This window comes from Kitasatospora sp. NPDC056783 (assembly GCF_042789895.1).
In the GTDB taxonomy this organism is placed as follows: Bacteria; Actinomycetota; Actinomycetes; order Streptomycetales; family Streptomycetaceae; genus Kitasatospora.
The window spans coordinates 1-13,977 of the sequence record NZ_JBHUAF010000222.1; the positions used below are offsets into that span (position 1 = coordinate 1).

At 74.6% G+C, this 13,977-nt stretch carries 2 protein-coding genes; both read right to left on the bottom strand.

The window, feature by feature from the left end; all coding sequences use genetic code 11:
• Positions 1-6,795 (bottom strand): type I polyketide synthase (locus ACFRMQ_RS26560; RefSeq protein ID WP_380733159.1); only part of this gene is annotated, 6,795 nt, incomplete at its 3' end.
• A gap of 48 nt (positions 6,796-6,843) precedes the next feature.
• Positions 6,844-13,803, bottom strand: coding sequence for a beta-ketoacyl synthase N-terminal-like domain-containing protein (locus ACFRMQ_RS26565; protein ID WP_380733161.1), 6,960 nt, complete (start codon positions 13,801-13,803; stop codon positions 6,844-6,846).
• Positions 13,804-13,977 lie beyond the last annotated feature (174 nt).

The following is a 13,977-nucleotide window of genomic DNA, read 5'->3' on the forward strand; positions in this document are numbered from 1 at the left end:
CGACCAACCCGCATCCACCGGATCCCCCGCGAAGGACGCCGCCTGCGCCACCCGCGCCCGCAACGCCTCCGGCGACCGCCCCGACACCACCCACGGCACCACCGGCATCCCCACCCGACCACCGGCAACCGACACCACCCCGGCCCGATCACCCTCCTCCACGATCACATGCGCATTCGTCCCACTGATCCCGAACGACGACACACCCGCCCGCCGAGGCCTCTCCCCCACGGCCCACTCCCGAGCCTCCGAAAGCAGTTCCACCGCCCCCGACTCCCAGTCGACGAACGGCGAAGGCTCCCGCGCGTACAGGCTCCGCGGCAGCACACCGTGCCGCATCGCCATCACCATCTTGATCACACCCGCCATACCCGCCGCATGCTGGGTGTGCCCGATGTTCGACTTCACCGAGCCGAGGTAGAGCGGCTGACCGGTCGAACGGTCCTGCCCGTACGTCGCCAGCAGAGCCTGCGCCTCGATCGGGTCCCCGAGCCTGGTCCCCGTCCCGTGCGCCTCCACCACGTCCACCTCGGACGCCGACAACCCCGCCGACGCCAACGCCGCCCGAATCACCCGCTCCTGCGACGGACCGTTCGGCGCCGTCAACCCATTGCTCGCACCGTCCTGGTTCACCGCACTGCCCCGCACCACCGCCAACACCGCATGCCCATGGCGCCGAGCATCCGACAGCCGCTCCAGCACCAGCACACCCGCACCCTCCGACCACCCCGCACCGTCGGCCGCCGCCGAGAAGGACTTGCACCGCCCGTCCGGCGACCCCACCCGCTGCCGCGAGAACTCCACGAACAACGTCGGCGTGGACATCACGATCACCCCGCTGGCCAACGCCAGCGAGCACTCGCCGTTGCGCAGCGCCTGCGCCGCCAGGTGCAGCGCCACCAGCGAGGACGAGCACGCCGTGTCGAGCGTCAGCGTCGGGCCGGTGAAGCCGAAGGTGTAGGCGATCCGGCCGGAGGCGATGGCGCCCGCGCTGCCGGTCAGCAGGTAGCCCTCGAACTCGGGGGACTTGGCCAGCAGGGTCCCGTGGTCCTGGCCGCTGATGCCGGCGAACACGCCGGTCTCGCTGCCGCGCAGCGACTGCGGGTCGATGCCCGCGTGCTCGAAGGCCTCCCAGGTGGTTTCCAGCAGCAGCCGCTGCTGCGGGTCCATCGCGAGCGCCTCGCGCGGCGAGATGCCGAAGAAGCCCGCGTCGAAGCGGTCCACGCCGTCCAGGAAGCCGCCTTCGACGGTGTACGTCTTTCCGGCCGCGTCCGGGTCCGCGTCGTACAGCTCCTCGGTGCTCCAGCCGCGGTCGACGGGGAAGGGCCCGATCGCGTCGACGCCGTCGCTGACCAGTCGCCACAGGTCGTCCGGCGAGGCGACCCCGCCGGGGAAGCGGCAGGCCATGCCGACGATGACCACCGGGTCGTCGTCGGTGGCGGCAGGCCGGGGCGGGCTCGACACCGGCGTCGCGGCGCTCGCCTCGGCCCCGCCGAGCTCGGCGTCGAGATGGGCGGCGAGTTCGGCCACGCTCGGGTAGTCGAAGACGAGGGTGGCCGACGGCCGCAGACCGGTCGCGGTCTTGAGGCGGTTGCGCAGTTCGACCGCGGTCAGCGAGTCGAAGCCGAGTTCGGTGAAGGCCCGGTCCGGTTCGATCGTCCCGGTGTCGTGGTGTCCCAGCACCTCGGCGACCTGGACGCGGACCAGCTCGACCAGCGCCTTGGTCCGCTCGGCGGGGGACAGTCCGGCGAGCCGGCCGGTCAACGAGGACGCGCTCTCGCCGCCGCCCGCCGTGCCGCGGCGCGCGACGGTCCGTACCAGGCCGCGCAGCAGGGCGGGCAGGCCGGCGCCGAGGCCACGCAGGGCGGCCTGGTCGAGCCGGGTCGGCAGGGCCCAGGTGTGGTTCTCCCGCAGCATGGTGTCGAACAGCGCGAGGCCGTCGGCGTCGCCGAGCGGGCGCATGCCGGCCCGGGCGATCCGGCTGCGGTCGGTGTCGGTGAGCTCGCCGGTGAGCTTCCCGGCGGACTCCCAGAGACCCCAGGCGATGGTGGTCACCGGCAGGCCGAGCCCGGCGCGGTGGGCGGCGAGCGCGTCGAGGAAGGCGTTGGCCGCCGCGTAGTTGGCCTGGCCCGCGCCCCCGAAGGTGGCGGCGGCCGAGGAGTAGAGGACGAACGCCGTCAGGTCCAGGTCGCGGGTCAGCTCGTGCAGGTGCCAGGCCGCGTCGGCCTTCGGGCGCAGCACGGCCCGGTACCGCTCCGGTGTGAGCGCGGTGACCAGCCCGTCGTCCAGGATCCCGGCGGTGTGCACGACGGCGCGCAGCGGCCGGTCGGCGGGGACGGCGGCCAGCAGTGCGGCGAGCGCGGACCGGTCGCCGACGTCGCAGGCGGCGAGGGTGGCCTCGGCGCCGAGTTCGGCCAGTTCGGCGCGCAGTTCCTCCGCTCCGGGCGCTGCCGGTCCCGACCGGCTGACCAGCAGCAGGTGGCGCACGCCGTGCTCGCGCACCAGGTGGCGGGCGAGCACGGTGCCGAGCGCGCCGGTGGCGCCGGTGACCAGCACCGTGCCCTCGGGGTCGAACGGACCGGGGCCGGCCTCGGCGGCGGCCGCGCGGGCCAGCCGGGGCACCAGGACGGCGCCGTCGCGCACCAGGACCTCCGGCTCGTCGACGGCCAGGGCGGCGGGCAGCGCGGCGAGGTCGTCGGTGTCGATCAGCCGGAAGCGGTCGGGGTACTCGGTCCGGGCGGCCCGGACGAGGCCCCAGACGCTCGCTGCGGCCGGGTCGGTGCCGTCCACGGCGCCACCGGTCACCACGGCGAGCCGGGTGCCGGACAGCCGCTCGTCGGCCAGCCAGGCGGAGAGCAGCTCGGCGGCGCGGGTGACCGCGGTGTGGGTGTCGCCGAGCAGGTCGCCGCCACCGCTCGCGAACCCGTCAGACCCGGCGTCACCGTCCCGCCGTGCCAGTCCGGTGAGTTCGGCGAGGTCGGTGAGCACCAGCTCGGGCGCGGGCGCGCCACCGTCCAGGGCCCGCCGCAGCGCCTCCGGGTCCGGGTGGGTCGGGCTGCCGGGGAAGGCCGGCGCCAGCCCCGCCGCCGCCAGCAGCAGCGGCCGCTCCGGCACCGGCCCGGTGGCCGGGGCCTCGCGCCAGTCGATCCGGAACAGATCGTCGTGGACCCGGCCGGTGCCGCGCAGCGCCTCGGGGCTGACCTCGCGCCAGGTGAGCGATTCGACGGTGGCGACGGGCGAGCCGTCGATGTCCGCGAGGGCGAGGGCCACCGAGTCGAGTCCGGTCGGGGTGAGGCGGACCCGCAGCCGGGTGGCGCCGGCGGCGTGCACCTCGACGCCGGTCCAGGAGAACGGCAGCCCGCCGTGCCGCCCGTCGTCGACGACACCGCGCAGCAGCGGGTGCAGGGCGGCGTCGAAGAGGGCGGGGTGGAGGACGAACCGGGTTGCCTCGGCGGCCTGTTCGGGGGCGAGCGCGATCTCGGCGAAGAGCTCGTCGGCCCGCCGCCAGACCGCGCGCAGCCCCTGGAACTGCGGTCCGTAGCCGTGGCCGAGCCCGGCCAGCCGGGCGTAGACGCCGTCCAGGTCGACCTCGGTGGCGCCGGCCGGCGGCCACTCGCCCACCTGGGCGGCTGCCGTCCCACCGGGCGCCGTCCTGCCGGGCCCGACCGAGCCGGTGGCGTGGCCGACCCACTCGGGTTCGAGCCCCTCGGCGGGCTCGGGCCGCGAGTACACGGCGGCCTCGCGCCGGCCGTCCTCCTCGGCCGGTCCGATGACGACCTGGAGCTGTACCGCGCCCTGGGCCGGCAGCAGCAGCGGGGTGGTGAGGGCGAGCTCCTCGACCCGGCCGCAGCCCACCCGGTCGCCGGCGGTGGTGACCAGCTCCACCAAGCCGGTTCCCGGTAGCAGCACGGTGTCCATGACGGCGTGGTCGGCGAGCCAGGGGTGGCTGCTCAGGGCCAGCCGTCCGGTCAACACGACGCCGCCGCCGGCCAGTTCGACCGCGGCTCCGAGCAGCGGGTGGCCGGCGACACCGAGCCCGGCCGCCGTGACGTCGCCCACCGCCGCGTCGGAACGCAGCCAGTAGTCGGTGTGCTGGAAGGCGTACGTGGGCAGCTCCGCCGGCTGGCGCGGGCCGTCGAACAGCGCCCGCCAGTCCACCGGCACGCCCCGTACGGACAGGGCGGCTGCGTTGTCGAGCAGCCGGCGCAGGCCGCCGTGGCCGCGGCGCAGCGTGCCGACCACCACGGTGTGCTCGGCGCCGTACGCCTCGGCCGTCTCCCCGATCGCCATGGTCAGCACCGGGTGCGGGCTGACCTCGACGAACGCGCCGTGCCCGGATTCCAGCAGGGCGGCGGTGCCCTCGGCGAAGCGCACGGTGCCGCGCAGGTTGCGGTACCAGTACTCGGCGTCCATCCGGGCGGTGTCGAGCCAGTCCCCGGTGACGGTCGACCAGAGCGGCGTGTCGACGGAGCGCGGGGCGAGGTCGTCCAGTTCGGCCAGCAGCCGGTCCCGGAGCGGTTCGACCTGGGCGGAGTGCGAGGCGTAGTCGATCGGCACCCGGCGGGCCCTGACCTCCTCGGCGGCCAGGTCGGCGGTGAGGCGCTCCAGCGCGGCGGTGCGGCCGGCCACGACCACGGCCCGCGGGCCGTTGACGGCGGCCACCGAGAGCTCCGCGCCGTACCGGGCGATCCGCCGCTCGACCTCGGCGAGCGGCAGCGGCACCGAGACCAGTCCGCCGAGGCCGGCCAGCTCGGTCAGCAGACGGCTGCGCAGGACCGCCACGCGGGCCGCCTCCTCCAGCGACAGCGCGCCGACGGCGCAGGCGGCCGCGAGCTCGCCCTGCGAGTGCCCGATCACGGCGTCGGGGGTGACACCGATCGCCCGCCAGGCCTCCGCCAGTGACACCATGACCGCGAAGAGGGCGGGCTGGACCACGTCGTCGCCCTCCAGCGCCGGCGCGTCCGGCGCCCCGGTCAGCACGCCGAGGACGGACCAGCCGGTCAGCTCGCCCAGCACGCGGTCGCACTCGGCCATCGAGGCGGCGAACGCCGGTGAGGTGGCGAGCAGTTCACCCGCCATGCCGATCCACTGGGACCCCTGCCCGGGGAACACGAACACGGTGCCGCCGGGCGCGGAGCCCGCGCCGACGACCGCCCCGGCCGAGCCTTCGGCCACCTCGCGCGCCCCGGCGACGAGCTCCGCGTGGTCCGTGCCGAGCACCACCGCGCGGTGCCCGAAGGCGGCGCGGGCGGTCAGCAGCGACCAGCCCGCGTCGGCGAAGTCCGCCACCGGGAACTCGGCGAGCCGGGCCGCCTGTTCGCGCAGGGCGGCGGCACCGCGGGCGGAGAGCACCCAGGGCACCACGGCGGGCGGCGTACGGTCGGCCGGCCCAGCGTCCTCGGCCGGATCCGCCGCGGGCGCCTCCTCCAGGACGACGTGCGCGTTGGTGCCGCTGATACCGAAGGAGGAGACGGCGGCGCGCCGAGGGCGCTCGCCCGGCGTCCAGTCCTGCTCGCGGTCGAGCAGCCGGACGGCGCCACCCGCCCAGTCGACGTGCGGGGACGGCTCGTCGGCGTGCAGGGTCTTGGGCAGCACGCCGTTGCGCAGCGCCATGACCATCTTGATGATGCCGGCGGCGCCGGCGGCGGCCTGGGTGTGGCCCAGGTTGGACTTCACCGAGCCCAGCCACAGCGGCCGGTCGGCCTCGCGCTCCCGCCCGTAGGTGGCGAGCAGCGCCTCGGCCTCGATCGGGTCGCCGAGCCTGGTGCCGGTGCCGTGCGCCTCGACCACGTCCACGTCCCGGGTGGTGAGGCCCGCGTTGGCCAGCGCCTGACGGATCACCCGCTGCTGGGCGGGCCCGTTGGGGGCGGTCAGGCCGTTCGACGCGCCGTCCTGGTTGACGGCGGTGCCGCGCACCACCGCCAGCACCCGGTGTCCGTTGCGCCGGGCGTCGGAGAGGCGCTCGACCAGCAGCAGACCGGCCCCCTCGGACCAGCCGACGCCGTCGGCGGCGGCCGAGAAGGACTTGCACCGCCCGTCCGAGGAGAGGCCGCGCTGCCGGGAGAACTCGACGAAGACCGCCGGCGAGGACATCACGGTGACCCCGCCGGCCAGCGCCATCGAGCACTCCCCCGCCCGCAGCGCCCGGATCGCCAGGTGCAGCGCGACCAGGGAGGAGGAGCACGCGGTGTCCACGGTGACCGCCGGGCCGGTGGTGCCCAGGTTGTAGGCGATCCGCCCAGAGGCGATGCTCGCCGCGCTGCCGTGGCCGAGGTAGCCCTCGAAGCCCTCCGGGGCGGTGGGGAACCGGGAGCCGTAGTCGGCGTACATCACGCCGGTGAAGACGCCGAGCGGCTGCTCCCGCACCGAGAGCGGGTCGATCCCGGCGTGCTCCAGGGTCTCCCAGGCGGTCTCCAGCAGCAGCCGCTGCTGGGCGTCCACGCCCGTCGCCTCGCGCGGGCTCATGCCGAAGAACTCGGCGTCGAACTCGCCCGCGTCGTGCAGGAATCCGCCGTCGGTGCTGTATGTCTTCCCGAGCCGGTCCGGGTCCGGGTCGTACAGGTCCGACGGCCAGCCGCGGTTGACGGGGAACGGGGTGATCGCGTCCCCACCGGCGGCCACCAGCCGCCAGAGGTCCTCCGGCGAGCGGACCCCGCCGGGGTACCGGCAGGCCATACCGACGATCGCGATCGGCTCCTGGTCGCGCTCCTCGAACTCCCGGATCCGGTGCTGGGCCTGGTAGAGGTCCGCGGAGACCTGCTTGAGGTAGTTCAGCAACTTCTCATCGTTCGCCATCTCATCCACCCCGATCGTTCCGGCAGTACAGCGGGCTTACAGCAGTGCTCAGTTGAGGGAGATCCCGAGTTCCCGGCTCACGAAGTCGTAGACCTCGTCGGCGGAGGCGTCGGCCAGCCGCCCGGCGGCCCGGGCCGCCTCGGCGTCGCCCGTCCACGCGGACAGCAGGGCGCCCAGCCGTTCCGCGGCCTCGGCCCGGACGGCCGCGTCGAGTTCGACGGCGGCCAGCTCGGCCTCCAGCTCGCCCAGGCGGTCCAGTACGGGGTGCCCCTGCGACACCTCCGTGCGCAGTTCGGCCCGCAGGTAGCCGACCAGCGCGGTCGGCGTCGGGTAGTCGAAGGCCAGGGTGGCCGGCAGGCGCCGCCCGGCCAGGGCGGTCAGCCGGTTGCGCAGGTCCACCGCGGTCAGCGAGTCGAAGCCCAGCTCCGCGAAGGTCCGGTCCCGGTCAAAACCGTCGACTCCGGCGTGGCCGAGCACGACGGCGATCTCCCGGCAGACCGTCTCCTCGACCAGCCGGTCCCGGTCCTCCGGGGCGGTGCGCGCCAGCAGCTCGACCAGGCTCTCGGCCGGCGCGCCGGCCGTCCCGCCGGTGCGCCGGGCCGTGCCGACCAAGCCGCGCAACACCGCGGGCAGCGCCTCGCCCTGGGCGCGCAGCGCCTTGGTGTCCAGCCGCATCGGCAGCAGCCACGGCCGGCCGGCGGCCAGGGCCGCGTCGAACAGGTCGAGTCCGGTGGCGTCGTCCAGCGCGAGGACGCCCGCCCGGGCGAGCCGGCGCAGATCGGCGTCACCCAGACGGCCGGTGATGCCGCTCTCCCGCGCCCACAGGCCCCAGGCGAGGGCCTGCGCCGGAAGGCCGAGGGAGCGCCGGTGCAGCGCGAGCGCGTCCAGATAGGCGTTCGCGGCCGCGTAGTTGCCCTGGCCGGGGGCGCCGAAGGTGGCCGCGACCGAGGAGAACAGCACGAACGCGGACAGCTCCAGGTCTCGGGTCAGCTCGTGCAGGTGCCAGGCGGACAGCGCCTTGGGCGCGAGCACGTCGGCCACCCTGCGCCGATCCAGGGAGTCGATGACGCCATCGTCGGCGACCCCGGCCAGGTGCAGCACGGCGGTCAGCGGGTACGCGGCGGGCACCTCGGCCAGCAGTTCCGCCAGCGCCGCCCGGTCCGTCACGTCGCAGGCCGCCATGTCGACCACCTCGGCACCCAACTCCTTGAGTTCGGTCACGAGTTCGGCGGCACCCGGGGCGTCCGGACCGCGCCGTCCGGCCAACAGCAGGCGACGCACCCCGTGCGTGCCCACCAGGTGCCGGGCGAGCAGCCCACCCAGCACGCCGGTGCCACCGGTGATCAGCGTCGTCCCCTCGGTCGGGAACGGGCGCGCCTCGCCGTCCCCGGCCGCCGACCGCACCACCCGGGGCACCAGCGCGACCCCGGAGCGCAGGGCGAGCTGCGGCTCGCCCGAGGCCACGGCGCCCGGCAGCAGCGGCCACGCGGCGTCCAGGTCGTCCACGTCCACCAGGACCAGCCGGTCGGGGTGCTCGGTCTGCGCCGACTTCAGCAGGCCCCGGGCGGCGGCACCGGCGAGGTCCGCCGGGTTCGGGCCGGCGGCACCGGTGGTGACGACCACCAGCCGCGAGCGGGTGAACCGCTGGTCCGCCAGCCACTCCTGGACCAGCTCCAGGGCGTCACCGACCGCGCCGGCCCCGTCGGCCGGGCCACCGGTCGGGTCACCGGCCGCCAGGGGCGCCAGCACGACGTGCGGCACCGGCTCACCGCCGTCGAGCCGGCTGCGCAGGGCCGCCAGATCAGCGGCGTGCCCGGGGACCTCGGACCGGGCGGCGCCGAGCACCGTCCACGAGCCGGCGTCCCCTCCCGTGGGCAACTCGACCTGGTTCCAGGTGACTTCGTACAGCGACCGGTGGCCGGCGGCCCGGACGGCACCGGTCTCCACCGCCCGCCAGGTCAGCGCGTCGATCCTGGCCACGGTCCGGCCGCCCTCGTCCACCATGTGCAGCGACACCGTCTCCGGACCGACCGGCGCGATCCGCACCCGCACCCGCGTGGCACCCGTCGCATGGACGCTCACCCCGCTCCAGGCGAACGGCAGCCCGGCCGGGCGCTCGTCGTCCAGGACGCCGGGCAGCAGGGGGTGCACGACCGCGTCCAGCAGAGCCGGGTGGGCGACGAAGTCACCCGCCGCGCCGGGCTGTTGGGTCGGCAGCTCGATGGCTGCGACGATCGTCTCACCGTCCTGCCAGAGCCGGGTCAGCCCCTGGAAGACCGGGCCGTAGGCGTAGCCGCGCTTGGTCAAGCCCTCGTACAGGCCGGTCAGATCGCGCTCCACCGCGCTGTCGGCGGGCGGCCAGGCGAATCCCGCGCCGGGAGCCGGCTCGGCGGCGCTCAGCGAACCCGCCACGTGCTCGGTCCACTCGGCGTCGTCCTCGTCGGCCGCCGGACGCGAGTACACCGCCACGGCCCGAGTGCCGTCCTCGCCGGGCGCCTCGACCACCACCTGGAGCTGGACGGCACCCGTACGGGGCACCACCAGCGGCGCGGTGAGCACCAGGTCCTCGACCCTCGGGCACCCGACGCGCCGCCCGGCCGTCAGGGCCAGCTCCACGAACGCGGCGCCCGGCAGCAGGACCGAACCCAGCACCGTGTGCCCGGTGAGCCAGGGGTGGGTGGACAGGGAGATCCGACCGGTCAACACCAGCCCACCATCGGGCAGTTCGACCGCCGCCGCGAGAAGCGGATGCCCGGCCTCGGACAGGCCCGCCGAGGAGACGCCACCGGCGGAAACCGGCTCCAGCCAGTAACGCTCACGCTGGAACGGGTAGGTGGGCAGGTCGATGCGCCGGGGACCGTAAGACGCGAACAGCGCCGGCCAGTCCACATCCACACCGTGGACGAAGGCGTGGGCCAACGCCGTCACGACCTGCCGATACTCACCGCGGTCCTTGCGCAACACCGGAACGGCATTGTCCGTCAGAGCGGACAGGACACCATCGGGACCCAGCTCCACCCACACGCCCGCGTCGGCGACACTCACCGCATCGGCGAAACGGACCGTGCGAACAACATGATCGACCCAGTACCACGGCTGCGACCACTCACCCTCCACCAGACGACCGGTAACCGACGAAACCGCCGCGATACGCGGCTCGTTGAAGGCCAGGCCCTCCACCACCGCACGGAAGCCGTCCAACATCGGCTCCATCAACGGCGAATGGAACGCATGACTCACCTCCAGCCGCTTCACACGCCGACCCGGCAACGCCCCGACCACCCTCAGAACCTCGGCCTCGACACCGGAAACCACCAACGACGCCGCCGAGTTGACCGCCGCGACCCCCACACCACCGGCGAGCAGCGGCGTGACCTCGTCCTCCGTGGCCTCGACCGCCACCATCACCCCACCCCCGGGCAGAGCGTCCATCAAAGCGGCCCGGGCACGCACCAGCCGGCAGGAATCCGCCAGATCCAGCACACCCGCCACATGCGCCGCCGCGATCTCACCGACCGAATGCCCCACCAGAACAGCCGGAGCCACACCCCAAGAAGCCAGCAGACGGAACTGCGCCACCTGCAAAGCGAACAACGCCGGCTGCGCCAGCCCCGTACGACCCAGACCCTCACCCGAGACGACCGCCTCCGCGACCGGAACCCCCAACCCCGCGCAGACCTCGTCGAACGCCTCCCGGAACACCGGGAACGCCTCGTACAACTCCCGGCCCATCCCCACCCGCTGACCACCCTGGCCCGCGAACAGGAAACCCACACCACCGACCGCACCGGAAGCCAACACCGGCTCAGCGGACACCAGTTCATCCCGGTCCGCGCCGATCAGCACCGCCCGGTGACCGAACACCGACCGCGACGCCACCAACGACCAACCCGCATCCACCGGATCCCCCGCGAAGGACGCCGCCTGCGCCACCCGCGCCCGCAACGCCTCCGGCGACCGCCCCGACACCACCCACGGCACCACCGGCATCCCCACCCGACCACCGGCAACCGACACCACCCCGGCCCGATCACCCTCCTCCACGATCACATGCGCATTCGTCCCACTCGCACCGAAGGCCGATATGCCGGCCCGCCGAGGCTGGTCCCCCGCAGTCCACTCCCGAGCCTCCGAGAGCAGTTCCACCGCCCCCGCGTCCCAGTCCACATGCGAGGTCCGCTCACCCAGGTGCAGCGACCGCGGCAGCACACCGTGCCGCATCGCCATCACCATCTTGATCACACCCGCCACACCGGCGGCCGCCTGGGTGTGCCCGATGTTCGACTTGATCGACCCCAGCCACAACGGCCGCTCAGCCGACCGCTCCCGCCCGTACGTCGCCAGCAGAGCCTGCGCCTCGATCGGATCCCCGAGCCTGGTCCCCGTCCCGTGCGCCTCCACCACGTCCACCTCGGACGCCGACAACCCCGCCGACGCCAACGCCGCCCGAATCACCCGCTCCTGCGACGGACCGTTCGGCGCCGTCAACCCATTGCTCGCACCGTCCTGATTGACCGCACTGCCCCGCACCACCGCCAACACCGCATGCCCATGGCGCCGAGCATCCGACAGCCGCTCCACGACCAGCACACCCGCACCCTCCGACCACCCCGTCCCGTCCGCATCGGCCGAGAACGGCTTGCACCGCCCGTCCGGCGCCAGCCCGCGCTGGCGGGAGAACTCCACGAAGGTGCCGGGGGACGACATCACCGTCACCCCGCCCACCACGCCCAGCGAGCACTCGCCGTTGCGCAGCGCCTGCGCCGCCAGGTGCAGCGCCACCAACGAGGACGAGCACGCCGTGTCCACCGTCAGCGTCGGGCCGGTGAACCCGAAGGCGTAGGAGACCCGGCCCGCCAGAACGCTGGCCGCGTTGCCGGTCATGAGGTATCCGTCGACGCCGGTCGGAACGCGCGTCATGTTGGTGGCGTAGTCCTGGCCGTTGCCGCCGATGAACACCCCGATCTGGCTGCCGCGCAGGGCCGTGGCGTCGAGGCCGGCCTGCTCGAAGGCCTCCCAGGTGGTTTCCAGCAGCAGCCGCTGCTGCGGGTCCATCGCGAGCGCCTCGCGCGGCGAGATGCCGAAGAAGCCCGCGTCGAACTGCGGTGCCTCGTGGAGGAAGCCGCCTTCCGCCGTGTAGCTCTTGCCCGACGCGGTGACGTCCGGGTCGTAGAGGTCCTCCAGGTTCCAGCCGCGGTCGGTGGGGAACGGCGAGATCACGTCGACGCCGTCGGCGACGACCCGCCACAGGTCGTCCGGCGAGCCGACCCCGCCGGGGAACCGGCAGGCCATGCCGACGATCGCCATCGGTTCGTCGCTGACGGCGGCCGCGACCGGCGCGTGCTCCTCACCCGTGCCGAACAGTTCGGCGGCGAGGTGCTCTCCGACGGCCTCCACGGTGGGCCGGTCGAAGGCGAGTGCGACGGGCAGCCGCAGGCCGGTGCGCGCGTTCAGCCGGTTGCGCAGGTCGACGGCGGTGAGCGAGGTCAGGCCGAGCTCGGTGAAGGCTCGGGCGGTCTCCACCGACCCGGGGTCCGGGTAGCCCAGGACGCCGGCCACCTCGGTTCGGACCAGTCCGAGGAGCGCCTGACGGCGGTCCGCCTCGGTCAGCCCGACCAGCCGCTCGCGCAGGGCCCGGGCGCCCGCACCGAGGAGGGACCTGACCTCGGGCAGCTCCGCCACGAGTCGATGGGGGCGCGCCACGGTCGGCGACGAGACCACCTGCGACCAGTCCACGTCGGCGACGATGGCCCGTTCCCGGCCGGCGCTCATCAGCCGCAGGGCGTCGCCCAGGGCGACCGGACGGAAGCCGAGCGCCTCCTGCCCGCCCTCGTCCGGCCCGATCGCGATCGCCATCCCGGGCAGGCCGAGCGACCGGCGGTGCTGAATCACCGCCTCGGCGGCGACCTGGGCCGTGCTGGGCGCGGGAGCACCGCCGATGACGCCGACGGCGGAGGAGAGGACCAACAGCGGCTTGTCGCCGGCCCATTCGTGCAGGTCCCAGAGCCGTTCCCGCCGAGCGGTGACCAGGCTCTGCCACTGGTGCGCGGTCAGCGGCTCCGTCTCCCAGCGGTCCTCGTCGAGGAACACGACGGTACTGTGGGCGAGTTCGGCACGGCTGGTGCCGTTCCACGGCAGCACCTCGACGCGCGCCGGAACCTCGATCGCCTCGGCCACCTCGCCGACCAGCACGACCCGGTCGGCCCCCGCGCCGAACAGCCAGTCCGCGAGCGCACCCGTACGGGCCCCGAGGTCACCGACGACCGCGACCGTGCCGCCCAGGTCCACCGCGCTGCCGCCGGGCCGCGCGCTCCGCAGCCGCCGGGTCAGGAGCCGCCCGGACCGTACGGCCACCTGGTCGTCACCGTCCCGGCCCGCGGCCAGCAGGTCCCACAGCCGCGCCCAGTCCTGCTCGCCCGGCTCGGCGGGCAGGTCCACCACGCCGCCCCAGCTCACGGCCTGCTCCCAGGCGAGCACCCGGGCGACCGCCCACGGGCCGATGCCGTCCGGATCCACCGGTTCGTCGGCCTCGACGGCCACCGCGCCGTGGGTCAGGACCCACACCGGCACCGTCTCCAGCGCCCGTACCGCGTCCACCAGGGCGCCCACCTGTGGACCGAGCAAGGCGATCACACCGGCGAGCGGCCGGTCCCCGATCGCCTCGCGCAGCCGGTCGGCGACGGCGGGCCCGTCGAGCGGGCCGAGCTCCACGCGGACGACCTGCTCGGCGGCGGCCTCGATCCGACGCTCGGCCACCGCCAGGACGTCATCCCGATCGGGCTCGTCCGACGCGAGGACCAGCCAGGTCCCGGGCAGCCCTTCCCGGCGCGGCAGGTCGAGCTGCTGCCAACCCACCTGGTAGAGCCAGGAGTCCTGGGACGACGACGCGGCGGCCCTGGTGGTCGGGGCAGGCTTCAGCCAGTAGCGCTCGCGCTGGAACGGATAGGTCGGCAGGTCGATGCGCCGGGGACCGTAAGACGCGAACAGGGCCGGCCAGTCCACATCCACGCCGTGGACGAAGACGTGGGCCAGCGCCGTCACAACCTGCCGATACTCACCGCGGTCCTTGCGCAACACCGGAACGGCGTTGTCCGTCAGAGCGGACAGGACACCATCGGGCCCCAGCTCCACCCAGACACCCGCCTCGGCGACACCCACCGCATCGGCGAAACGGACCGTGCG